The organism is Nocardia sp. NPDC049935 (assembly GCF_055586645.1).
Genome location: NZ_JBVJHV010000008.1, coordinates 373083 through 395953 on the forward strand (window position 1 = coordinate 373083; position 22871 = coordinate 395953).

22 protein-coding genes are annotated in these 22871 nt (G+C 69.9%); 13 read left to right on the forward strand and 9 right to left on the reverse strand.

The window, feature by feature from the left end:
* Positions 1–4: 4 nt before the first annotated feature.
* Genes ACZ6SF_RS28380 through ACZ6SF_RS28390 form a run of 3 tightly spaced genes read right to left on the reverse strand, consistent with a single transcriptional unit; the run spans position 5 to position 2243 of the window.
* Complete coding sequence (locus ACZ6SF_RS28380) at positions 5–334, reverse strand: MmcQ/YjbR family DNA-binding protein (protein ID WP_466066109.1); 330 nt, start codon at positions 332–334, stop codon at positions 5–7.
* 58 nt (positions 335–392) lie between these two features.
* Complete coding sequence (locus tag ACZ6SF_RS28385) at positions 393–965, reverse strand: nicotinamidase (protein ID WP_466066111.1); 573 nt, start codon at positions 963–965, stop codon at positions 393–395.
* Positions 966–992: 27 nt separating this feature from the next.
* Positions 993–2243 carry a nicotinate phosphoribosyltransferase gene (locus ACZ6SF_RS28390; RefSeq protein WP_466066169.1) on the reverse strand — a complete coding sequence of 417 codons (1251 nt, stop codon included), beginning with the start codon at positions 2241–2243 and terminating at the stop codon, positions 993–995.
* 171 nt (positions 2244–2414) lie between these two features.
* On the opposite strand from ACZ6SF_RS28390, the gene clpS reads away from it, so the two are divergent.
* The 10 genes from clpS to rdgB all read left to right on the forward strand — a co-directional run bounded on the left by clpS (position 2415) and on the right by rdgB (position 9580).
* On the forward strand, positions 2415–2777 hold the full coding sequence (gene clpS, locus ACZ6SF_RS28395; protein ID WP_466066113.1) for an ATP-dependent Clp protease adapter ClpS: 363 nt from the start codon (positions 2415–2417) through the stop codon (positions 2775–2777).
* Between the two features lie 21 nt (positions 2778–2798).
* Positions 2799–3368: an oxidative stress transcriptional regulator AosR gene (gene aosR / locus ACZ6SF_RS28400; protein ID WP_466066114.1), complete on the forward strand. Its 570-nt coding sequence runs from the start codon at positions 2799–2801 to the stop codon at positions 3366–3368.
* Entirely contained in the window at positions 3365–4423 is a 1059-nt protein-coding gene (locus ACZ6SF_RS28405) for a P1 family peptidase (protein ID WP_466066116.1), read from the forward strand. The genes aosR and ACZ6SF_RS28405 overlap by 4 nt, the downstream gene beginning before the upstream one ends.
* An 84-nt stretch (positions 4424–4507) precedes the next feature.
* Positions 4508–4930 carry a M67 family metallopeptidase gene (locus tag ACZ6SF_RS28410; RefSeq protein ID WP_466066117.1) on the forward strand — a complete coding sequence of 141 codons (423 nt, stop codon included), beginning with the start codon at positions 4508–4510 and terminating at the stop codon, positions 4928–4930.
* 45 nt (positions 4931–4975) lie between these two features.
* Positions 4976–5251, forward strand: a complete 276-nt coding sequence (locus tag ACZ6SF_RS28415) for a MoaD/ThiS family protein (RefSeq protein ID WP_466066119.1) — start codon at positions 4976–4978, stop codon at positions 5249–5251.
* Positions 5252–5258: 7 nt separating this feature from the next.
* Positions 5259–6221 (forward strand): PLP-dependent cysteine synthase family protein, encoded by a 963-nt coding sequence (locus ACZ6SF_RS28420; protein WP_466066121.1) that lies wholly within the window; start codon positions 5259–5261, stop codon positions 6219–6221.
* 387 nt (positions 6222–6608) lie between these two features.
* Positions 6609–7322, forward strand: a complete 714-nt coding sequence (locus ACZ6SF_RS28425) for a rhomboid family intramembrane serine protease (RefSeq protein WP_466066123.1) — start codon at positions 6609–6611, stop codon at positions 7320–7322.
* 69 nt (positions 7323–7391) lie between these two features.
* Positions 7392–8156: a cyclic nucleotide-degrading phosphodiesterase gene (locus tag ACZ6SF_RS28430; RefSeq protein WP_466066124.1), complete on the forward strand. Its 765-nt coding sequence runs from the start codon at positions 7392–7394 to the stop codon at positions 8154–8156.
* Between the two features lie 42 nt (positions 8157–8198).
* Positions 8199–8972 (forward strand): ribonuclease PH, encoded by a 774-nt coding sequence (rph, locus tag ACZ6SF_RS28435; protein ID WP_466066126.1) that lies wholly within the window; start codon positions 8199–8201, stop codon positions 8970–8972.
* The gene (gene rdgB, locus ACZ6SF_RS28440) at positions 8972–9580 is read left to right on the forward strand and encodes an RdgB/HAM1 family non-canonical purine NTP pyrophosphatase (protein WP_466066128.1); all 609 of its coding nucleotides are present in this window, start codon (positions 8972–8974) and stop codon (positions 9578–9580) included. The genes rph and rdgB overlap by 1 nt, the downstream gene beginning before the upstream one ends.
* A 15-nt stretch (positions 9581–9595) precedes the next feature.
* Here the strand turns inward: rdgB and ACZ6SF_RS28445 are convergent, their stop codons facing one another.
* The 3 genes from ACZ6SF_RS28445 to ACZ6SF_RS28455 form a co-directional block, all read right to left on the reverse strand.
* Positions 9596–9952 (reverse strand): DUF3817 domain-containing protein, encoded by a 357-nt coding sequence (locus ACZ6SF_RS28445; protein ID WP_466066129.1) that lies wholly within the window; start codon positions 9950–9952, stop codon positions 9596–9598.
* Complete coding sequence (locus tag ACZ6SF_RS28450) at positions 9949–10476, reverse strand: transcriptional regulator (RefSeq protein WP_466066131.1); 528 nt, start codon at positions 10474–10476, stop codon at positions 9949–9951. Before ACZ6SF_RS28450 ends, ACZ6SF_RS28445 begins: the two co-directional genes overlap by 4 nt.
* 74 nt (positions 10477–10550) lie before the next feature.
* Positions 10551–11426 carry an oxidoreductase gene (locus ACZ6SF_RS28455; protein WP_466066132.1) on the reverse strand — a complete coding sequence of 292 codons (876 nt, stop codon included), beginning with the start codon at positions 11424–11426 and terminating at the stop codon, positions 10551–10553.
* 128 nt (positions 11427–11554) lie between these two features.
* On the opposite strand from ACZ6SF_RS28455, the gene ACZ6SF_RS28460 reads away from it, so the two are divergent.
* A complete protein-coding gene (locus ACZ6SF_RS28460; RefSeq protein ID WP_466066134.1) occupies positions 11555–13600 on the forward strand; it encodes an ATP-dependent DNA helicase in 2046 nt (681 codons plus the stop codon).
* A gap of 77 nt (positions 13601–13677) precedes the next feature.
* Here the strand turns inward: ACZ6SF_RS28460 and ACZ6SF_RS28465 are convergent, their stop codons facing one another.
* The 3 genes from ACZ6SF_RS28465 to glgP all read right to left on the reverse strand — a co-directional run bounded on the left by ACZ6SF_RS28465 (position 13678) and on the right by glgP (position 18390).
* On the reverse strand, positions 13678–14232 hold the full coding sequence (locus ACZ6SF_RS28465; protein WP_466066135.1) for a DoxX family protein: 555 nt from the start codon (positions 14230–14232) through the stop codon (positions 13678–13680).
* A gap of 97 nt (positions 14233–14329) precedes the next feature.
* A complete protein-coding gene (locus tag ACZ6SF_RS28470; protein ID WP_466066137.1) occupies positions 14330–15691 on the reverse strand; it encodes an NCS2 family permease in 1362 nt (453 codons plus the stop codon).
* Positions 15692–15858: 167 nt separating this feature from the next.
* The gene (gene glgP, locus ACZ6SF_RS28475) at positions 15859–18390 is read right to left on the reverse strand and encodes an alpha-glucan family phosphorylase (RefSeq protein ID WP_466066139.1); all 2532 of its coding nucleotides are present in this window, start codon (positions 18388–18390) and stop codon (positions 15859–15861) included.
* Between the two features lie 289 nt (positions 18391–18679).
* Here glgP and ACZ6SF_RS28480 point away from each other — a divergent pair, with 289 nt between their 5' ends.
* Positions 18680–20683 carry an alpha-1,4-glucan--maltose-1-phosphate maltosyltransferase gene (locus ACZ6SF_RS28480; RefSeq protein ID WP_466066141.1) on the forward strand — a complete coding sequence of 668 codons (2004 nt, stop codon included), beginning with the start codon at positions 18680–18682 and terminating at the stop codon, positions 20681–20683.
* Positions 20684–20690: 7 nt separating this feature from the next.
* A complete protein-coding gene (glgB, locus tag ACZ6SF_RS28485; RefSeq protein ID WP_466066143.1) occupies positions 20691–22847 on the forward strand; it encodes a 1,4-alpha-glucan branching protein GlgB in 2157 nt (718 codons plus the stop codon).
* Positions 22848–22871: the final 24 nt, after the last annotated feature.

Consider the following 22871-nt stretch of genomic DNA (forward strand, 5'->3'; position numbering starts at 1 on the left):
AGGACTACTGGAGCAGATGTCCCGGGGCGGCCAGACGCCAGGAATCCTGGATGATGGCCCGCATCTCCTCGGTATCGTCCAGCGCGGCGAGCCGCACCCGGACCCACGGATTGTTCGCCTCGTGCGCGGCGATCCAGAACTTCGCCGGTTCCGCGACCACCAGTTCGTCCCGGTCGACCGCCGGGCACCGCACCGCCATCGAGGTCTCGTCCTCGGGCAACGTGAGGAAAAGCCGGCGCTCCACGCGGAACACCGGCATTCCCCAGGCGAACTGCTCGGAGGTCTCGGGCAGCGAAAGAGCGTAGGTGCGGACGTCGTCCCCGGTGGCGGTCATGGACGAATTCTGCCCCGGCGGAACCGGGCACCCAACCCGGAAGGCCGGCGCCCGGCGCTCACACGTCGACGCGAATCGTGCCCGACAGTTCCACCCCGGCGCCGGTGAGCTGATCCAGCGCCTTCTCCACGGTGCCGGGCGCGACTCCCGCCGTGAGATCCAGCAGCACCCGGGTGGCGAACCCCGCCGCGACCGCGTCCAGGGCCGTGGCACGCACACAGTGGTCGGTGGCGATGCCGACGATATCGACCTGTTCGATCTCGCGGCCGCGCAGCCAGTCGGCCAGCGGCGCGCCCTCCTCCGAGGCGCCCTCGAAACCCGAGTAGGCGGCCGAGTACTCACCCTTGGAGAACACCGCCTGCACCGCACCGGTAGCGAAATTCGGATGGAAGTCCGCGCCGGGTGTGCCGACACGGCAGTGCGGCGGCCAGCTGTCCACATAGTCGGGGGTATCGGAGAAATGGGCGCCGGGATCCACGTGATAGTCGCGGGTGGCCACCACCGCGTCGTATTCGGAGCCGTTCACATAATCACTGATCAGCTCCGCGATGCGAGCACCACCCACGACGGCGAGGGACCCGCCCTCGCAGAAGTCGTTCTGTACATCCACCACGATCAGCGCGCGTCTCATACCCTCAGTGTGCGCGCCCTACCCCGGTCAGGCCACAAATGTGGTGGGCACCGCGGGATCGCCGTCGGACAATTTGAGGCCCTCCCAGGGCAGAGACACCAGGCCGCGCGCCACCAGATCACGGGATTCGGCGAGTTCGGGGCGGTCGAGCACCGCGCCGCCGCGCACCAGCGGGACCATCAGATCGCGGGCCTCGAGGTCGCCGGAATCCGGCCGCGGGCCGGAAGCCGGATAGACGATCTCCTCGACGATGGTCCCGGTGCGCCGCGCCAGCCGCACCGCGCGTTTGGCCCCGCCCCGCGACTCCTTGTGACTCGACCGTTTCGCCACCGGCACCCCGTCGACCTCCACCAGCTTGTACACCATGCCCGCGGTCGCCGCGCCCGAGCCCGTGACCAGCTGCGTTCCCACCCCGTACGCGTCCACGGGCTCGGCGCGCAGGGCCGCGATCGAGTACTCGTCCAGATCCCCCGAGACCACGATGCGGGTGTTCAGCGCGCCCAGCTCATCCAACTGGCGGCGGACCTGCCGGGCCAGCACCCCGAGGTCGCCGGAATCGATGCGGACCGCGCCCAGATGCGGGCCGGCCACCTCGACGGCCAGCGCGACCCCGCGAGTGATGTCGAACGTGTCCACCAGCAGGGTGGTGCCGGTGCCGAGGGTCGCGACCTGGCTGCGGAACGCTTCCACCTCGTGCTCGCCGTCGGGTCCGCTGTGCACCAGCGTGAACGCGTGCGCACTGGTCCCCGCGCCCGGCACGCCGTAGCGGCGCACGGCCTCCAGATTGGAGGTCGCGTCGAAACCGGCCAGATACGCGGCCCGGGAACCGGCCGGCGCCGCCAGTTCGTGGGTCCGGCGCGAACCCATCTCGATCGTCCGGCGTCCGGCCGCCGCGCTGACCATCCGCGCGGCGGCGGCCGCGATCGCGCTGTCGTAGTTCAATACCGAGAGCACCAGCGTCTCCAGGACCACGCATTCCGCGAAACTGCCGGTCACCGACAGAATCGGCGAACCCGGGAAATACAGCTCCCCCTCGGCGTAGCCGTCGATATCCCCGGTGAACCGGAAATCCCGCAACCACGACACGGTCCGCTCGTCCAGGAACCGGGCCGCGACCTCGAGTTCGGCCGGGCCGAAGCGGAACAGCTCGAGGGCCTCGAGCAGCCGGCCGGTCCCCGCGACCACGCCGTAGCGGCGGCCGTGCGGCAAGCGCCGGGCGAACACCTCGAAGGTGCACCGGCGCGCCGCCGAACCGTCGGCGAGAGCCGCCGACAGCATCGTCAGCTCGTATTGATCGGTCAGCAGGGCGGTGCTGCCCACCGCGTCGCGCAGGTCCACGGTGGTCACTGTAAACAGCCCGGGCCCGGCGCAGCGGGAACCGCCGGTGACCGACGTATCGTTCCTGCTCCGGGTGTTGTGAATTACTCCTCGAGTCGTACCCTTGAATTCATGGCCTTGTGCAATACAGCACCCCGCTATCGGTCGATCGCGGTCCGCGCCGGAGCTCCCGGCGCCATGTTGTCGGCGGCACAGGCGACACCCGAAGCCGTGGAGGCCACCGAGATCCTGGAGGCGGAGGACCGGCCCTGGGTCACCGTGGTCTGGGACGATCCGGTCAACCTCATGCACTACGTCGCCTATATCTTCCAGAAGCTGTTCGGCTACAGCAAAGCCAAGGCGACCGAGTTGATGCTGAAGGTGCACAACGAGGGCAAGGCGGTTGTCTCGTCGGGTTCGCGGGACAAGATGGAACAGGATGTGCGCCGGCTCCACGCGGCCGGGCTGTGGGCGACCATGCAGCGCGACGACTGATCGGACGGTTACCGTAACGACGTGCGTAAATGGAGCCGGAAGAACTCATTGAGCGGTCTCAAGCTGCGGTCGGAGCTGGACGCGCGCGAAGCGAGTGTGCTGCGTTCCCTGGTGGGCGCGGTGTCGGGCCTGCTGGGTGAGCGGGCGTCCTCGGCGCCGGAGGACGAACTCGCCGCCCTCACCGGGCTGCGCAGCGGCAACACCCTCCCGCCCGACGATCCGCGACTCGCCCGGCTGCTGCCCGACTTCCACCGCGCCGAACCCGGTTCGCCCGACGCCGACCGCGCCGATCTGAACAGCGCGCTGCGCGGCCTGCACGAGCCGGAGATCATCGACGAGAAACTCGCCGCGGCCGGGGTCGTACTGCACACCGTGCCGGAAGAGGGCGGCAAGATCCTGATCACCCCGGAAGAGGCGGACGCCTGGCTGACCGCGCTCACCGATGTCCGCCTCGCGCTCGGCGTGGTCCTCGAGATCGACGCCGACACGCCCGAGCAGTTCCCGCCCGACGATCCGCGTGCCCCGCATCTGGACGTCTATCACTGGCTCACCTGGATGCAGGACTCCCTGCTGCAGGCGATGGCCCCGTGAGCGGCGCACCCGGCCCGCGCAACGCGCTCACCGATATCTCCGGCCTGCTGGTGGGCCACCATCACGTCCTCGATCCCGACGCGACCCGCGGCTCCGGCGCCGCCACCGGGTGCACCGTGATCCGGGCACCGGGCGGCGCGACCGCGGCGGTCGACGTCCGCGGCGGCGGCCCGGGCACCCGGGAAACCGATCTCCTCGACCCCGCCAACACCGTGCGGCAGACAGACGCCGTGCTCCTCACCGGCGGCAGCGCCTACGGCCTGGCCGCCGCCGACGGCGTGATGCGCTGGCTGGAGGAACACGGCGAAGGCATCCCGATGTCACCCGAGGACCCCGGCAAGGTCGTGCCGATCGTGCCCGCCGCCGTGATCTTCGACCTGCCCGTGGGCGACTGGCACACCCGCCCGACCGCCGAGTTCGGCTATCACGCCGCGGAAGCCGCCGGGCCCGATTTCCCGCGCGGCAGTGTCGGCGCCGGGGTGGGCGCGCAGGCCGGTTCGCTCAAGGGCGGAATCGGCAGCGCCAGTATCCGCTTCGGCGCCGGTGTCGCCGCCGGACTGACCGTGGGCGCACTGGTGGTGGCCAATCCGGTGGGATCGGTCTTCGATCCCCGCACCGGCCTGCCGTGGGGCGCGGGCACCGACGGACCGGAGTTCTTCGGCCTGCGCCCGCCCACCGCCGAGCGGCTCACCGCGGCCAACGCGCTACCCGTGAAATCGACCGCCCTCAACACCACGATCGGCGTGGTCGCCACCGACGCGCCGCTGGATCCGGCGGGTTGCCGCCGCCTGGCCACGGTGGCCCACGACGGCCTGGCCCGGGCGGTGCGTCCCGCCCACTCCCCACTCGACGGCGACACCTTCTTCGCGCTGGCCACCGGCACGGCCACACCACCCGGTCTGCCCCCGCTGCCCGGCGCGTTTCCCGCCGACCTCCCCCTGCTCGATCAACTCTGCACCGCCGCCGCGGTCTGCGTGGAACGCGCCGTGGTCGACGCCGTTCTCGCCGCGGTCCCGGTGGCGGGTATCCCGTCCTATTCGGACCTCCTGGGCTAGCGCCGGGAATACCCGAATATCCTCGACGGTTGTCGGCTCTGACGGGTCGGCGGGAGCCGAGACAATGTGTGGAAGGGTTCGATTGTGCTCGTGATCAGGGCCGACCTGGTGGATTCGATGGTCGCGCACGCGCGCGCCGATCACCCCGACGAGGCCTGCGGGATCATCGCCGGACCCGAGGGGTCCGACCGGCCGGAGCGTTTCGTCGCGATGCTGAACGCCGAGCGTTCGCCGACCTTCTACCGGTTCGACTCCGGCGAACAGCTGAAGGTGTGGCGCGCCATGGACGACGCCGACGAGGAGCCGGTGGTGATCTACCACTCGCATACCGCCACCGAGGCCTACCCGAGCCGCACCGATATCTCCTACGCCTCCGAACCCGGCGCGCACTACGTCCTGATCTCCACCCGCGACCCCGAACAGCACGAACTGCGCAGCTACCGGATCCTCGACGGGGAGGTCACCGAGGAACCGGTACGGATCGTCCCCGCCTACGAAACGGCCTGACCACCACAGATTTCCGACCCCGACCGAAACGAGCTAGGAGTTTTCATGCCGGTCACCGTGTCCATCCCGACCATCATGCGCACCCACACCGGAGGCGAGAAGCGCGTCGAGGCCGAGGGGGCCACGCTCGCCTCGGTGATCGAGAACCTGGAGACCAACCACCCGGGACTGGCCGAGCGGCTGCTCAACGAAGGCAAGCTGAACCGCTACGTCAACATCTACGTCGACGACGAGGACGTGCGGTTCTCCGGCGGCCTCGAGACCACCGTGGGCGAAGGCTCGACGGTGACGATCCTGCCGGCCGTCGCGGGCGGGGTCTGACGGACCCGTGGCACGCTACGAATCGCTGATCGCGACCCTCGGCGATACACCGCTGGTCGGCCTGCGCACCCTGTCCCCGCAGTGGGAGGGTGAGCGGCCGGTACGGCTGTGGGCCAAACTCGAGGACCGCAACCCCACCGGGTCCATCAAGGACCGGCCGGCGCTGCGGATGATCGAACAGGCCGAGGCCGAGGGCCGGCTCACCCCCGGTTGCACCATCCTGGAACCCACCAGCGGCAATACCGGGATCTCGCTGGCCATGGCGGCCAAGCTCAAGGGCTACCGGCTGGTGTGCGTCATGCCGGAGAACACCTCGGTGGAGCGGCGTCAGCTGCTCACCATGTTCGGCGCCGAGATCATCGATTCGCCGGCGGCCGGGGGCTCGAACCAGGCGGTCGCCCGGGCCAAGGAGATCGCCGCGGCCAACCCCGACTGGGTGATGCTGTACCAGTACGGCAACCCGGCCAACGCGCTGGCCCACTACGAGACCACCGGTCCGGAAATCCTGGCCGACCTGCCCGAGATCACCCATTTCGTCGCCGGGCTGGGCACCACCGGGACGCTGATGGGTACCGGGCGCTTCCTGCGGGAGAAGGTCCCGGGCATCCAGATCGTGGCGGCCGAACCCCGCTACGGCGAGCTGGTCTACGGGCTGCGCAACATCGACGAAGGGTTCATCCCGGAGCTGTACGACGAGACGGTGCTAACCAGCCGCTTCTCGGTCGGCCCCTACGACGCCGTCCGGCGCACCCGCGAACTGGTGCTCGAAGAGGGCATCTTCGCCGGTATCTCCACCGGCGCGATCCTGCACGCCGCCCTCGGGGTGGCCCGCAAGGCCGTCGCGGCGGGGGAACGGGCCGATATCGCCTTCGTCGTGGCCGACGGCGGCTGGAAGTACCTCTCCACCGGCGCCTACGACGGCACCCTCGAAGAAGCCGAGGAACGCCTCGACGGCCAACTCTGGGCTTGAAATGTCGGAGCAGCTCCGCTGCTCGAGGTTCGGCCCTCCTGAGCGTCTGCTGTCGGCCCTCGAGACTCGTGGCTGCGCCACATGCGCTTCGAGGGCCGACAGCAGACGCGGGCCGAACCCTTGACAAGAAACCTCGCATGCTCGGCATCACCGCTGGTCGGCAAGCATCTCCGGCCGACCACACACCGACCGGGATACCCTGTTTGTAAGGTCCGGGCCACTGACCCGGCTTCCCGTCTCCGGTGGTCCGCCTCCATGGGTGGGGCCCGCCCGGTTCTGGAGCGACCAGAGGGAGGGAGCGCAGCGACCGACCGCCGGGAGTGAAGAACCGGGTTAACAGGGCCCCACCCTCGAGACGCGGAGCGTCTCCAAATTACGGAGGATGTTATGGCCGGCGCACCCCTGGGCGCTTCGTTCGATCCCGATCGCATCGCCGCACTACGGCCGCAGCCCGGTGGGCCGCCACCCGGCACACCCCGGCCGGACCGGTTCTCGGGGATCCGGCGCACATGGTCCCGGGCCGGGGTCCTGACGCTGATGTTCGTCGTGGTGCTGTACGCGATCGAGATGGTGGACGCCCTCATCGACTACAGCATCGATCGCACCGCGGGAATCCAGCCGCGCGACGCCGACGGGCTCGACGGCATCCTCTTCGCCCCGCTGCTGCACGACGGCTGGGGCCATCTCGTCGGCAACACGCTGCCCGTGTTGATCCTCGGTTTCCTCACCCTCGCCACCGGTATCCGGCGCGGGCTCGCGGCCACCGCGATCATCTGGATCGTCGCCGGGGTCGGTACCTGGCTCACCGGCGGCGAGAACACCACGCATGTGGGCGCGTCGTCGCTGATCTTCGGCTGGCTCACCTACCTCATCTGCCGCGGCTGGTTCCTGCGGCAGGCCGGCCAGATCGTCCTCGGGCTGGTTGTGCTGGCCCTGTACGGATCCCTGCTGTGGGGCGTTCTCCCCGGTCAGAACGGAATCTCCTGGCAGGGCCACCTTTTCGGCGCAATGGGTGGACTGCTGGCCGGGTGGGTACTCTCCAGTGATGAACGTCGACACCGCCGTCAGTCGCGCACCGGGGCGCCCCTGTCTCCCCGGTGACCGCCGGCACGGCCGATATTTTCGGGGGATGCGGTCTTGAAGCGGGAAACATCGTGGCAGCATGAAGGTATGCGGCTCACCGTCCTCGGGTGCTCGGGCAGTGTGTCCGGCCCGGATTCACCGGCGTCGGGATATCTGCTGACCGGTCCGGATATGGCGCCGGTTGTCATCGATTTCGGGCCGGGGATCCTCGGCGCGCTGCAACGCTTCGCCGACCCCGGCGAGGTCGACATCTTTCTCACCCACCTGCACGCCGACCACTGCCTGGATCTGCCCGGGCTGCTGGTGTGGCGGCGCTACCACCCGACCCCGCCGGTCGGTAAGGCGATCGTCCGCGGCCCCTCCGACGCGCCGCTGCGGATCGGCAACGCCTCGGCGGAGGTCGGCGGCCAATGCGACGACTGGTCCGATGTGATCGACTTCCGGCCCTGGTCCGACGCCGAGACGGTGGAGTTCGGCCCCGGCCACACGATCACCGCCCGGCGGATGTTCCACCCGCCGGAGTCCTACGGCCTGCGGATCGTCACCGATACCGGCCGTGTCTTCGTCTACACCGGTGACACCGCGGTATGCGGGGCGGTCGGGGAGCTGGCCGAAGGCGCCGACGTTCTGATGGCCGAGGCCTCCTGGACCCACGACCCCGCCAATCGTCCGGAGGGTATTCATCTCTCGGGCACCGAGGCCGGCCGGATCGCCGCGGCGGCCGGGGTCAAGGAACTGCTGCTCACGCATATTCCGCCGTGGACCTCACGGGAGGACGTCATCGCCGAGGCCAAGGCCGAATTCACCGGCCCCGTCCACGCGGTGGCTCCCGGGGAGAGCTTCGACCTGTAGCCCGGGCATCTCCGGGCGCGGGTCCCCCACTACGCTGAGCCCGTGTCGAGACGAGCCGATGGCAGGGCGGACGACGAACTCCGCGAGGTACGGATCACCCGAGGCTTCACCACGCACCCGGCCGGTTCGGTGCTGGTCGAGTTCGGCCAGACGCGGGTGATGTGCACGGCCAGCGTCACCGAGGGCGTCCCGCCGTGGCGGCGGGACTCCGGGCTGGGCTGGCTCACCGCCGAATACGCCATGCTCCCGGCGGCGACCCACACCCGCAGCGGGCGGGAATCGGTCAAGGGCAAGGTCGGCGGCCGCACCCAGGAGATCAGCCGGCTGGTCGGCCGGTCGCTGCGCGCCTGCATCGACCTGGCCGCCATCGGCGAGAACACCATCGCCGTCGACTGCGATGTGCTCCAGGCCGACGGCGGTACCCGCACCGCCGCGATCACCGGCGCCTACGTGGCGCTGGCCGATGCCGTCACCTATCTCGGGGCCGCGGGCGGTCTGGCCGATCCGCAGCCCATCTCCTGCGCGATCGCCGCGGTCAGTGTCGGGGTGGTGGACGGCCGGGTCCGGCTGGATCTGCCCTACGAGGAGGATTCGCGCGCCGAGGTCGATATGAACGTGGTCGCCACCGATACCGGCACCCTGGTGGAGATCCAGGGCACCGGCGAAGGCGCGACCTTCCCGCGTTCGACCCTGGACAAGCTGCTCGATTCCGCGCTGGCGGGTTGTGAGCGGTTGTTCGCGGTGCAGAAGGAAGCGCTCGCTCTCCCCTACCCGGGCGTGCTGCCCGAGACTCCCGAACCGACGAAGAAGAAGTGATGAGCCGCCGGGTTCTGCTCGCCAGCCGCAATACCAAGAAACTGAACGAACTGCGCCGGATCGTCGCCGATGCCGGTGTGGAGGGGCTCGAGATCGTCGGCCTCGACGATGTGCCGGAGTATCCGGAGGAGCCGGAGACCGGCGCGACCTTCGAGGAGAACGCGCTGGCGAAAGCACGTGACGGCGCCCGGGCGACCCGGCTGGCGTGTATCGCCGACGATTCCGGTATCGCCGTCGACGCGTTGAACGGGATGCCGGGTGTGCTGTCGGCCCGCTGGGCCGGACGTCACGGCGACGACGCGGCCAACAACGCGCTGTTGCTGGCCCAGCTCTCCGATACCCCCGACGAACGCCGCGGCGCGCGTTTCGTCTCCGCGTGCGCGCTGGTCATCCCGGGCGGCGCCGAGATCGTGGTGCGCGGCGAATGGCCGGGCACCGTGGCGCGGGGGCCCCGGGGCGACGGCGGCTTCGGCTACGACCCGCTGTTCCATCCGGACGGCGGTGAGCGCAGTGCGGCCGAACTGACCCCGGCGGAGAAGGACGCGGCATCGCATCGCGGCCGGGCGCTGGCCCAGTTGCTACCCGCGCTCACGGCGCTGGCGCGCTGAGTTCCGCGCGCGGGGTCAGACGCCGAAATCCTGTTTGACCTGCTTGGTGTTGCGGTGCTCCACGAAGAACGACAGCAGCGGAACGGTGCCGGCCAGCAGGGTGCCGATGGTGCGCTGGATCGGCCACCGGACCTTGACCGCCAGGTCGGCGGTGAGGATCAGGTAGATGAAGTACGCCCAGCCGTGCACGACCGCGATCCAGCTCGGGGTATCCACGCCGAACCCGTATTTGGCGATCATCTCGGCGGTGAGGAACAGCAGCCACAGACCGGTGATCCAGGCGAGGACGCGGTAGCGCAGCAGCGCCCCGGCGATCCGCCGGTCGCCGGCGGGCGCCTCGGGTGCGGTGGTGGCTTTCTCGCTGGCGGTCAACCCGCGCTCCTCTCGGTATCGCGGGCCGTGCCCGCCGTGCTGCCCGCGCCGCCGTCTTCGGCGTGCAGCCGGGCGAGATAGGTGTTGTATTCGGTGAGCGCCGGATCGTCCGCACGCGCCGCGCGGGGACGTTCGGGCAGGAACCCGGCCGGAATCTCGCGTGGGCCGTCCGCCTCCCGTGCCGCGCGGCCGCCGAACAGCCCGGCGCGCCGGGGCCGGGCGCCGGGCGCCTCCGCGTCCGCGGTGCCGGCCCCGCCCGCCGGACGATCCGCGGCGCTCACGGTCTCCTCGCCCGCCGGTTTCTCCGACTCCTGCTCCAGCCGCACGAACCGGAAATACGCGAAGAGCGCGAAGCCGGCGAACAGCGGCCACTGCATCGCGTATCCGAGATTCTGTGCCGTCCCGCTGGCCGAGGAGAATCGCTCCCACTGCCACCAGCCCAGCGCCAGTGCGGCCACCGCGACCACGACCACGAGGAGAACCAGGGCCGGTCGGTGCACGGTGCGGCGGGGTGTTGCGGACACGGCTACCACGGTACCCGTCTACTACACGGGCCGTAGTGTGAGGTGGATATCGCGGCAGCCGGTATCGCCGCCGGTCAGAACTTGTAGACGACCCCGGTCAGCCGCTCCGATTCCGACCACAGCCGCCGCCACAGGTCGGTGTTCTTGGACAGCCGGGTGGACGGGGAGGCCTCCACCGGCCCCTGGGACTGGAACAGCCGGGTCGGGCCCCAGTACGTTTCCGGGTCCGCGTCGCGGGTCGTGGCCGCGAACAGGGTCGAATGGGCGGCCTTGGCCGGGGCGTGCCCGACCAGCTTGATCACCGGTTTGCTGACCCAGTCCAGCGGGGTTTCGGTGCGGGTGAACAGTTCGGTCGCCGAGACACCGGGGTGCACTCCGTAGGAGCGTTTGGCCGAACCGGCCTCCGACAGGCGGCGCTGCAGTTCCCGCGCGAACATCAGATTCGAGAGTTTGGCCTGCGCGTAGGCGAGGTTGCGCTGGTAGCGCCGGTTCTCGTAGTTCAGGTCGTCGATCCATAGTTTGGGCGTCTGCTTGTGGGCGATGCTGGCCAGCGTCACCACCCGGTCGCGCATCCGGTCCAGCAGCAACCCGGTCAGCGCGTAGTGGCCGAGATGGTTCACTCCGAACTGGGTTTCGAAACCGTCGGTGGTGCGCGAGAACGGCACGTTCATCAGTCCCGCGTTGTTGACCAGGACATCGAATTCGCCCGTGGCCTCCGCGAATTCCCGGACCGAGGACAGATCGGCCAGATCCAGCCGGCGCACCCGCAGGTCGCCGCCGATCGCGTCGGCGACCTGCTGCGCCTTCTCGGTATTGCGGCAGGCCAGCACCACGGTGGCGCCCTTCGCCGCGAGCACCTTGGTGGTCTCGGCACCGAGGCCGCCGTTGGCTCCGGTGACGATGAAGGTGCGCCCGGTCTGGTCGGCTATCTGATCAGGTTTCCACGCCATGGTCAGACCTTACTTCCGAGTAAGATCACTGGGAAGTAGGGAACCGTCGCGCGCCGGGCGATTCACCGCGCCCCGCCGGGTTCTCGACCGGCCGCGCAGGTGTCGGTGCTGCGCAGTAGGCTGCCCGAGTGCCCGAACTCCCGCCCGTATCAGCCCTGCTGGCGACCGCCGTCACCGCGCTCGGCGGCAAGGAGCGCCCCGGCCAGATCACCATGGCGGCCGCGGTCGACAACGCGATCGAGACCAAGGAGCATGTGGCGGTCCAGGCCGGCACCGGCACCGGTAAATCCCTCGCGTATCTGATCCCCAGCCTGCGGTACGCGGTCCGGACCGGGCGCACCGTGGTGATCTCCACCGCCACCATCGCCCTGCAGCGCCAGCTGGTCGACCGCGATCTGCCCCGCCTCGCCCAGGCGCTGGCCGAGCCGCTCGGGCGCACCCCGGAGTTCGCGATCCTCAAGGGGCGCAACAACTATCTCTGCCTCAACAAGATCAACAGTGCCGTTCCCGACGAACCGGCCGAGGCGGAACTGTTCGACGCCTTCGCGGTCTCCCGGTTGGGCCGCGAGGTCAAACGGCTCAACGAATGGGCCTCCGATACCGAGACCGGCGATCGCGACGAACTCGCCCCCGGGGTGAGCGATCAGGCCTGGCGGCAGGTCAGCGTCTCGGCGCGGGAATGCCTCGGGAAATCCCGCTGCCCCTTCGGCCAGGACTGCTACGCCGAACTCGCGCGCGCCGAATCCGCGCAGTCCGATGTCGTGGTCACCAATCACGCGCTGCTGGCCATCGACGCGATCAGCGGTATCCAGATCCTGCCCGAGCACGATGTGGTGGTGGTCGACGAGGCGCACGAACTCGTGGACCGGGTCACCGGTGTGGCCACCGCCGAACTGTCGGCCACCGCGATCACCGCCGCCGCCCGGCGCTGCGGCAAACTCATCGACGAGCAGGAGATCGACCGCCTCGATGCCGCCGCCGAGGCCTGGCACGACGCCCTCGACGATCTCGGCCCGAGCCGCTGGGAGGCCCTACCCCAGGGTATGGAACAGGTCCTGGCCCTGATCCGCGATGCCGCCTGGAACGCCCGCACCGCGCTGAATCCGCAGGGCGGCGGCCGGGGCGAGGACCCCGAAGCCGCGGCCGGGCGGAATATGGCCGTCGCGGCCGTGGAGGAGATCCACGACACCGCGGTCCGCGCCCTCACCGCGTTCGACGAACCCGACCCGGCCGCCCGCCGCGATGTGGTGTGGCTGTCGGCCGACGAGGTCCGCGGCGTCACCCGGCGCACCCTGCGAATGGCCCCGCTCGCCGTCGGAGGGTTGCTGCGCAGCCGCCTGTTCGGCGAGGCGACGGTGGTGCTGACCTCCGCGACCCTGCAGATCGGCGGTTCGTTCGACGGTCTGGCCCGCACCTGGGGTCTGCCTCCGCAGTCGAACGGCGCCGTGGACCCGGCGATGGCGAACAGCGCGGAGACGCCGTCGGACAACGACACCGTGCGCTGGAGCGCGGTGGACGTCGGTTCCCCGTTCGATCACGCGAAATCCGGAATCCTCTATGTGGCCAAACATCTGCCCTCCCCCGGCCGCGACGGGCTTCCCCCGGCCTATCTCGACGAGATAGAACGCCTGGTGTCCGCGGCGGGCGGGCGCACCCTCGGGTTGTTCTCCTCGATGCGCGCGGCCAAGGCCGCGACCGAGGCGTTGCGCGGTCGGCTGGACACCCCGATCCTGTGCCAGGGTGAGGATTCCACCGGCGCCCTGGTGCGGAAATTCGCCGACGATCCGGAAACCTCGCTGTTCGGCACCCTGTCGCTGTGGCAGGGCGTGGACGTGCCCGGCCCGTCCCTGAGTCTGGTGATCCTGGACCGCATCCCGTTCCCGCGCCCCGACGATCCGCTGCTGGCGGCCCGGCAGCGTGCGGTCGAATCCCGGGGCGGCAACGGCTTTCTCACCGTCGCGGCCAGTCATGCCGCACTCCTGCTGGCGCAGGGCACCGGGCGCCTGCTGCGCAGCGTGGACGATCGCGGGGTGGTCGCGGTCCTGGATCCCCGGCTGGCCACCGCCCGCTACGGCGGCTACCTGCGCGCGTCGCTGCCCCCGTACTGGGAAACCGCCGATCCCGACGTGGTGGCCCGTGCACTGACCAGGCTGGCCGCTGCCGCGACGGTCTGACCGGACCTTCCACCTCTCCGCCGATACCGGCGCCGAGCGATCGCAACCGCCCGGCGCCGGCTGGCACTACCGGTTACTCAGAGCACCGCCCCGAGCACCAGGGTCAGCACGGAGGCCAGTACGGCCGCGGCCACCGCGATCACACCCCAGGCCAGCCCGCGGACCGACCAGGGCAGATAGTGATCCACCGAGAACCGGCCCGGCCCGGTGAATCCCAGCACCGCCGCGACCGCGCCGAACAGCAGGCCCATCTCGTAGCCCTGGCCGGTGAGCAGGCCGCCGCCGAACGTGGTGTCGACGATGACGATGGCGGTGCCCAGCACGACGGCCGCACCCAGCGGAGACAGCGCGCCCAGTGCCAGCAGCAGGCCACCGGCCAGTTCGCTGAGTCCGGCCAGGGTGCCGAACAGCGCACCCGGGTTGTAGCCCATCTCCTCGAAACCGGCGTTGTTGGCGGCGAGCCCGGGCCCGCCGAACCAGCCGAACAGTTTCTGCGCGCCGTGGGCGGCGAAGAGCAGACCGAAGACCAGGCGCAGGATCAGCAGGCCGATATCGGCGGACAGCGCCTTGCCGGCCGCGTCCGCGGTGGTGGCAGTTGCGTCGTTACGGGTCAGTGTGGTGCCGGTCGTCATGGAAACCCCTCGTTCCTCTGCAGTTGTTAGCCACGGCAACGAATCGGACCGCAGTCCGATTAGGCCGTCGGTCGAACCAACCCGGCTGTCGCGCACGCTATTCCGCGAGGAAGAAGAAATATCCGAGGAAGATCACCGTCAGCACCCACATCACCGGATGCACCTCGCGGAAACGGCCCCGCGCCACCATCACCACCGGATAGAAGATCATCCCCATGGCCAGGCCGTTCGCGATGGAATAGGTCAGCGGCATCATGACGATGGTGATGAACGCCGGCACCGCGAATTCCAGCCGCTGCCATTCGATATCCCCCAGCGACCGCGCCATGAGCACCCCCACCACGATCAACGCCGCCGCGGTCACCGCCCCGGAACCCGCCACCACCGCGAATAGCGGATAGCAGAACATGGCCACCGCGAACCAGGCCGCCGTCACCACCGCCGTCAACCCGGTCCGGCCGCCCGCCGACACGCCGGCCGTCGACTCCACATACGCGGTGGTGGTGGACGTGCCGATCACCGCGCCCGCCATGGTGCCCACCGCATCGGCGGAGAACGCGCTCGACGCCCGCGGCAACTCACCCTTGTCGTTCAGCAGACCCGCCTGATTGGCGACGCCGATCAACGTGCCCGAGGCGTCGAAGAAATCGACGAACAGCATGGTCAGCACCACGACCGCCATCTGTGCGGTGAACGCGTCGGGCAGATGCGCGATCGCCTGCCCGAAGGTCTGATCCAGGCCCTGCGGCAGCGCCGCCACCCCGTCGGGTACATCCACCAGCCCGGCGATCATCCCGATCACCGCGGTCAGCACGATCCCGTACAGCACCGCGCCGTGCCAGCCGCGCACCAGGAAGATCACGGTCATCACCAGGCCGAAGAGCGCGAGCACGGTGGCGCCCTCGGTGAAATCGCCCAGCGTCACCAGTGTGGTGTCACTGGCCGTGACGATCCCCGCGTTCTTCAGCCCGAGGAAGGCCACGAAAAGCCCGACCCCGGCCGCCACGGCCAGTTTCAGCTGGAACGGAATCGCGTTGAGGATCTTCTCGCGGATCTTGGTGATCGCGAGCACGAAGAAGATGACGCCGGACAGGAAGGTCCCCGACAGGGCGACCTCCCACGGAATCCCCATCCCCAGCACCACCGAGTACGCGAAGAAGGCGTTGAGTCCCATCCCGGGGGCCAGCGCGATCGGATACCGCGCCCACAAACCCATCACCAGTGTGCCCACCACCGCCGCCACCGCCGTCGCGGTGAACACCGCCTGGGTGGGGATGCCCTGATCGCCCAGGTCACCCTGGTCGCCGAGGATGGCCGGATTCACCGCGAGCACGTAGCACATCGCCAGGAACGTCACCGTTCCCGCCATCAACTCGCGTTTGACGGTGGAACCGTGCATTCCGATGGAGAAGAACGAATCGAGTCGTCCCTGGGTGCGGGTCTGCGGACTCGTGTCCATGGAACCTCCAGTCGGTGCGGGCGTGACCTGTGTCCGGGCGCAGGCCACACGCAGACCGAGGGCGCTTCGGGCCCGGCAGCGCCAGTGGAACGGTAGCGGAAAGTCGTTACGAACCGAAGTCGGCGCCGCGTGCGGCCCATTACGGGTGCGTCCCGCCGCCGCCCTGCTCAGGCGGTGGTGACCAGACCGAGTTCCGCGCTCGAGGCCAGTAGTTCGTGCACCGGCAGCACCCGCACCTGATAGCCCACGGATCCGGACAGCGGCAGCGGGATCCGCGCCTCGAACAGGGCCGGTCCGGGATCACCGCGACCCGTCCACGACATCGTGGTGGTATGGGTCTCGGTGAGATCGTCCTCGGGTGTCACCCGGCCCACCACGGCCTCCACCAGCACCTCGTGCGGTTCCAGCCCGCCCAGCTCCACCCGGGCGGTCAGCGACAGCGGTGCGCCCGGCTGCGGATCGTCGGGCAGGCCCTCGGCGTCCACACCCACCACCCGCACCCGCGGCCAGACCTCCGACACCCGCCGGCGATACCGCCCGATCTCCGCCGCGCCCGCCAGACCCGCCGCGGTGGCGCGGTGGGAGGCGGCGGCCGCCGGAGCGTAGTACCGCTCGGCGTACTCGCGCACCATCCGATCCGCCCGCACCTTCGGTCCCAGATCGCTCAGGGTGTGGGTCACCAGCTCCAGCCAGCGCGCCGGCATCCCCTCGGCGTCCCGGTCGTAGAACCGGGGCGCGACCACCCGTTCCATCAGGTCGTAGAGCGCGGTGGCCTCCAGATCGTCGCGGCGCTCCTCGTCGGTCACCCCGTCTGCCGAGGGGATCGCCCAGCCGTTCGCGCCGTCGAACATCTCGTCCCACCACCCGTCGCGGATCGACAGGTTCAGCCCGCCGTTCAACGCCGATTTCATCCCCGAGGTGCCGCACGCCTCGAGCGGTCGCAGCGGATTGTTCAACCAGACATCGCAGCCCCAGTACAGGTACCGGGCCATCGCGATGTCGTAGTCGGGCAGGAACACGATGCGATGCCGTACCGCCGGGTCGTCGGCGAACCGCACCAGCTCCCGGATGAGCGCCTTCCCGCCTTCGTCGGCCGGATGGCTCTTCCCCGCCACCACCAGCTGCACCGGCCGGTGGGGATCCAGCAGCAGGGCCCGCAACCGGTCCGGATCGCGCAGCATGAGGGTCAGCCGTTTGTAGGTCGGCACCCGGCGGGCGAAACCCACGGTCAGCACGTCGGGATCGAATACGGAATCGGTCCACTCCAGCTCGGCCGCGGCGGCACCGCGCTGGATCCACGATTCCCGCACCCGGCGGCGCACATCCTCGACCAGCAGCCCCCGCAACCGGCGCCGAATCGCCCACACCGCACGCGGATCCGGATCCCGTATCCATTCCCCCGCCGCGTCCGCGTCCGGGGTGCGCAGCGCACTCCAGTCCCGGGCCGCCCAGGTGTCCACATGGACCCCGTTGGTGACCGAGCCGATCGGCACCTCCGGCGGATCGAACCCCGGCCACAGCGGCGCGAACATCTCCCGGCTCACCGTGCCGTGCAGCCGCGACACCCCGTTCGCGCGCTGCGCCAGCCGCAACGCCATATGCGCCATATTGAACACCGACGGATCGGCCTCCCGCCCCAGCGCGACGATCCGGTCCACCTCGATTCCCGGCAGCAGTGGCGAATCCCGCTCTCCCGACGATCCCCCGAAATAGCGATGCACCAGCGAAACCGGGAACCGGTCGATCCCGGCCGGCACCGGGGTATGGGTGGTGAACACCGTCGCCGCCCGCACCGCGGCCAGCGCCGTCTCGGCATCGTGGCCCGCCGCCAGGTACTCCCGGATCCGCTCGAGCCCCGAGAACCCCGCGTGCCCCTCGTTCATATGGAAGACATCCGGATCCGGCAGCCCCGCCGCCGCGGTATAGGCCCGCACCGCGCGCACCCCGCCGATACCGGCCAGGATCTCCTGCGCGATCCGGTGCTCCTGGTCGCCGCCGTAGAGCCGGTCGGTGACCGTCCGCAGATCGGGATCGTTGGCCGCGATATCGGAATCCAGCAGCAGCAGCGGTACCCGCCCCACCTGCGCGACCCACACCCGCGCCGCCAGCACCCGCCGGTCCGGCATCGCCACATGCACCAGCACCGGCGACGAACCGGAGGTCAGCGGCCGCAACGGCAAGCCGTAGGGATCCAGTACCGGATACCGTTCGGCCTGCCACCCGTCGAGCGTGAGCGACTGCCGGAAGTACCCGGCCCGATACAGCAGCCCCACCCCGATCAACGGCAACCCCAGATCCGACGCGGCCTTCAGATGGTCGCCCGCCAGGATTCCCAGGCCCCCGGAATAGTTCGGCAGCACCTCACTGACCCCGAACTCCATCGAGAAATACGCGATACCCCGCACCCCGAGATCGGCCCCGGGCCGCTCGAGATACTCCCGCAGATCGGTCGCCGCGGCGTCCACCCGCGCACAGAACCCGGCATCGCCGGCCAGCTCCGTCAGCCGCTCCGCGGGCACCTCACCGAGCATCCGTACCGGATCCGCCCCGACTTCCCGCCACCGCGCGGGGTCCAGCGCCGCGAACACGTCCTGCGTGGGCCCATGCCACGACCAGCGCAAATTGGCCGCCAGCTCCCCCAGCGCCGCCAACCGCTCCGGCAAATAGGCGCGAACCGTGAACCGACGCAGTGCCTTCATCCGCACGAGCTTAGTAGTGGTGTGATGCCGGAGCGGGGCTGTGGTGTTGGAGGCGCTCCGCGCCTCGAGGGTGGGGCTGTGGTGTTGGAGCGGCTCCGCCGCTCGAGGGTGGGGCCCTGGCATCCCGGTTCTTCACTCCCGGCGGGCGGTCGCTGCGCTCCCTTCCTCTGGTCGCTCCAGAACCGGGCGGGCCCCACCCAGGCGGAGGCGACCATTCGGATAGGGGCGGGATCGCCGGCGACATACCCTGCACCACGCGTGGCATTGCCGCGCCAATATTGTTGCTGTGATGACCGGCCGCATCGCCATCGATGACACCGCCCCGCTCATCCCCGGAGGTTATCCGGCCAAAGCGGTGGTCGGGGAGGTGTTCCCCGTCCGTGCCGTCGTATGGCGGGACGGGCACGGCGCCGTCGGCGCCACCTTGGCGGTGCGGGCGCCCGGCTCGTCGCGGTCCCGGCGGATCTCGATGGCTCCCGATTTCGAGCCCGATGTCTTCAACGGGATCTTCACTCCGGACGCCCCTGGTCTGTGGCATTACCGCGTCGAGGGCTGGGCCGATTCCCTCGCGACCTGGCGGTCGGCGGTGGAGGCCAAGCTCGCGGTCGGGCAGGGCGCGGCGGATCTGGCCAACGATCTGGAGTCCGGGGCGCGGCTGTTCGAGCGGGCGGCACAGGCGGTCGGGAAGAAGTCGTTCGAGCGGTTGCGGGCCGTGGCGGCCGCGCTGCGCGGGGATGATCCGCTGCCGGCGCGAGTGGCGCCCGCGTTCACCGACGAGGTCGCCGAGATTCTGCGCCGCGATCCGCTACGGGATCTGGTGACCCGCGGGCCGCAGTTCTCGGTGCTGGTCGAGCGGCCGCGGGCGCGGACCGGCTCCTGGTACGAGTTCTTCCCGCGCTCGACCGGCGGCCGCGACGCCGACGGCAACCCGGTGCACGGCACCTTCGCGACCGCGGCGGCCGATCTGCCGCGGATCTCGGCCATGGGCTTCGACGTGGTCTATCTGCCGCCGATCCATCCCATCGGGGTCGTCAACCGCAAGGGTCGTAACAACGCGCTCACCGCCGGTCCCGGCGATACCGGGTCGCCGTGGGCGATCGGGTCGGCCGAGGGCGGGCACGACGCGATTCACCCGCAGCTGGGCACCGAGGCGGATTTCGCCGCGTTCGTGCGCGCCGCCGCCGATCTGGGTATGGAGGTGGCGCTCGACCTGGCGCTGCAGTGCGCCCCCGACCACCCGTGGGTCGCGGCGCATCCGGAGTGGTTCACCACCCTGCCCGACGGCAGTATCGCCTTCGCCGAGAATCCACCCAAGAAATACCAGGACATCTACCCGCTGGATTTCGACAACGATCCCGACGGCCTGTACGCCGAAGTACTGCGGGTGGTGCGGCACTGGATCGCGCTCGGGGTGCGGATCTTCCGAGTCGACAATCCGCACACCAAACCCGCCGATTTCTGGGAGTGGCTGATCGCCGCCGTGCGCGCCACCGATCCCGACGTGGTCCTGCTGTCCGAGGCGTTCACCTATCCGGCCCGGCTCTACGGTCTGGCCCGCCGCGGGTTCAGCCAGTCCTACACCTATTTCACCTGGCGCACCCATAAGCACGAACTCACCGAGTTCGGGCTGGAACTGGCCGCCAAGGCCGACGAGGCGCGTCCCAACCTGTTCGTCAACACCCCGGATATCCTGCACGAAAGCCTGCAGCACGGCGGTCCGGGAATGTTCGCGATCCGGGCGGTGCTGGCCGCCACCCTCGGCCCCAGCTGGGGCGTGTACTCGGGCTACGAACTCTACGAGCACCGGGCGGTACGACCGGGCAGCGAAGAGTATCTGGATTCGGAGAAGTACGAGTTGCGGCCGCGGCCCTTCGCCGAGGCACGCGCGCACGGCGAATCGCTGGAACCGCTGCTCACCCGGCTGAACGAGATCCGGCGCCGGCATCCCGCTCTGCAGCAGCTGCGATGCCTGCATTTCCACTACATCGACAACGACAACCTGCTGGCGTATTCGAAGATCGACCCGGTGACCGGCGACGCGGTGCTGGTGGTCGTGAATCTCGATCCGTTCGCCGCCGAACAGGGCATGCTGTCGCTGGATCTGCCCGCCCTCGGCCGCGAATGGCACGACCACCCGGTGGTGCGCGACGAGATGAGCGGCGAGGAGTACCACTGGGCGCAGACCAACTACATCCGTCTCGATCCCGCCCGCGCCGTCGCCCACGTCCTCGCGCTGCCGCCCGTTCCGCACGGGGCGCGGGCCGGCCTGGCCTACCGGCGGACGTTCCGGTGAGCGGCCGGTGAACCGGCGCGATCTGCTGCTGCTCGCCGCCGGCAGCCATCCCGACCCGCACACCGTGCTGGGTGTGCACCCGCACGCCGACGGCACCGTGGTGCGGGTGCTGCGGCCGACGGCCGAATCGGTCTCGGTTCTGGTCGGCGACGCCGAACACCCGCTGGAACCACTGGGCCACGGGGTCTTCGCCGCGACCCTGCCCTACCCGGAGGTGCTGGATTACCGGATCGCCACCACCGTCGCGGGCCGGCCGGTCACCGTCACCGCCGACGGCTACCGCTACCTGCCGACCCTCGGCGATCTCGACCTGCACCTGATCAACGAGGGCACGCACCGGCGGCTGTGGGATGTGCTGGGCGCCCACCCACGGCGCTATCCGGGCCTCGACGGCGAGGTGACCGGGGCGTCGTTCGCCGTCTGGGCTCCGCACGCGCGCGGTGTCACCGTGCTCGGCGATTTCGACGACTGGCAGGGCGGCACCTGGCCGATGCGCACCCTGGGCCGCTCCGGTGTCTGGGAGGTCTTCGTTCCCGGCGCCACCCCCGGCGACCGCTACCGGTACCGCGTGCACGGCGCCGACGGCCGCGCCGTCGACCATGCCGACCCGCTCGCCTTCGCCGCGGCCCTCCCCCCGGCCACCAGTTCGGTGCTCACCGAGTCGAAACACCGGTGGACCGATCAGGCCTGGCTAGACGCCCGGGCCCGCACCGACCCGGCCCGCGCGCCGCTGAGCGTTTTCGAGGTCCACCTCGCGTCCTGGCGGCCCGGCCTGACCTACACCGAACTGGCCGAGCAACTCGGCGACTACGCCCGCGAACTCGGCTTCACCCATATCGAGCTCATGCCGGTCACCGAGCATCCGTTCGGCGGTTCCTGGGGGTACCAGGTCACCTCGTACTACGCGCCGACCGCCCGGTTCGGCAGCCCCGACGATTTCCGCGATTTCGTCGACCGCATGCACGCCGGCGGTATCGGGATCATCCTCGACTGGGTACCCGGCCATTTCCCGCGCGACGCCTGGGCGCTGGCCCGTTTCGACGGCACGCCGCTCTACGAGCATCCCGATCCGCGGCGCGGCGAGCAGCCCCAGTGGGGTACCTACGTTTTCGACTACGGCCGCCCCGAAGTGCGCAATTTCCTGGTCGCCAACGCGCGGTACTGGATCGAGGAATTCCATATCGACGGCCTGCGGGTGGACGCGGTGGCCGCCATGCTCCATCTCGACTACGGGCGCGCGGACGGCGGCTGGGAACCGAATATCCACGGCGGCCGCGAGAACCTGGAAGCGGTCGCCTTCCTCAGCGAACTGAACGACACCGTGCACAGCGCCTATCCGGGAGTCCTGACCGTCGCCGAGGATTCCACCACCCGGCCCGGGGTCACCCGGGCCACCGAGGTGGGCGGTCTGGGCTTCACCATGAAATGGAATATGGGCTGGATGCACGACACCCTCACCTATCTGCGCCACGACCCCGTGCATCGCGGCCACCACCACGACGAGATCACCTTCTCGCTCATGTACGCCTGGGACGAGAAGTTCGTCCTCCCGCTCAGCCACGACGAAGTGGTGCACGGCAAGGGCACCCTGTGGACCCGGATGCCCGGCGACGAATTCGACAAGGCCTGCGGCGTCCGCGCGCTACTGGCCTACATGTGGGCCCACCCGGGTAAGAAACTGCTGTTCATGGGCCAGGAGTTCGGTCATTTCCGGGAGTGGTGGCACGACCACGATCTGGACTGGCACGAGCTGGACAACCCCCTGCACCGCGGTGTCCGGGTGCTGGTCGCCGACCTCAACCGGACCTACCGCGCGCAGCCGCCGCTGTGGAGCCAGGACACCACCCCCGGCGGCCACTCCTGGATCGCCGGCGACGACCGGCAGAACAATGTCCTGGCGTTCCTGCGTCACGCGGCCGACGGCAGCACTCTGGCCTGCGTCTGCAACTTCTCCGGGAAGGTCCACACCGGCTACCGCATCGGCCTGCCGGCCGCGGGCGAATGGATCGAGATCCTGAACACCGACGCGGTGGAATACGGCGGTACGGGCGCGGGCAACGCCGGTGTCGTGTACGCCGAGCGGATCGGTTACCACGGCCGCCCGGCATCGGCCGAGATCACCCTCGGCCCGCTGAGCGTGCTCTGGCTGATCCCCCGTCCTTGACCACGGCCGGGCCCGCGCACGTGC

What these genes read in the sequence shown, in the direction of transcription:
- ACZ6SF_RS28380 (WP_466066109.1), bottom strand. Translation starts at nt 334, where the DNA reads ATGACCGCCACCGGGGACGACGTCCGCACCTACGCTCTTTCGCTGCCC.
- ACZ6SF_RS28385 (WP_466066111.1), bottom strand. Translation starts at nt 965, where the DNA reads ATGAGACGCGCGCTGATCGTGGTGGATGTACAGAACGACTTCTGCGAG.
- ACZ6SF_RS28390 (WP_466066169.1), bottom strand. Translation starts at nt 2,243, where the DNA reads ATGCTGTCGGCGGCTCTCGCCGACGGTTCGGCGGCGCGCCGGTGCACC.
- clpS (WP_466066113.1), top strand. Translation starts at nt 2,415, where the DNA reads ATGGCCTTGTGCAATACAGCACCCCGCTATCGGTCGATCGCGGTCCGC.
- ACZ6SF_RS28415 (WP_466066119.1), top strand. Translation starts at nt 4,976, where the DNA reads ATGCCGGTCACCGTGTCCATCCCGACCATCATGCGCACCCACACCGGA.
- ACZ6SF_RS28425 (WP_466066123.1), top strand. Translation starts at nt 6,609, where the DNA reads ATGGCCGGCGCACCCCTGGGCGCTTCGTTCGATCCCGATCGCATCGCC.
- ACZ6SF_RS28430 (WP_466066124.1), top strand. Translation starts at nt 7,392, where the DNA reads ATGCGGCTCACCGTCCTCGGGTGCTCGGGCAGTGTGTCCGGCCCGGAT.
- rdgB (WP_466066128.1), top strand. Translation starts at nt 8,972, where the DNA reads ATGAGCCGCCGGGTTCTGCTCGCCAGCCGCAATACCAAGAAACTGAAC.
- ACZ6SF_RS28455 (WP_466066132.1), bottom strand. Translation starts at nt 11,426, where the DNA reads ATGGCGTGGAAACCTGATCAGATAGCCGACCAGACCGGGCGCACCTTC.
- ACZ6SF_RS28465 (WP_466066135.1), bottom strand. Translation starts at nt 14,232, where the DNA reads ATGACGACCGGCACCACACTGACCCGTAACGACGCAACTGCCACCACC.
- ACZ6SF_RS28470 (WP_466066137.1), bottom strand. Translation starts at nt 15,691, where the DNA reads ATGGACACGAGTCCGCAGACCCGCACCCAGGGACGACTCGATTCGTTC.
- glgP (WP_466066139.1), bottom strand. Translation starts at nt 18,390, where the DNA reads ATGAAGGCACTGCGTCGGTTCACGGTTCGCGCCTATTTGCCGGAGCGG.
- ACZ6SF_RS28480 (WP_466066141.1), top strand. Translation starts at nt 18,680, where the DNA reads ATGACCGGCCGCATCGCCATCGATGACACCGCCCCGCTCATCCCCGGA.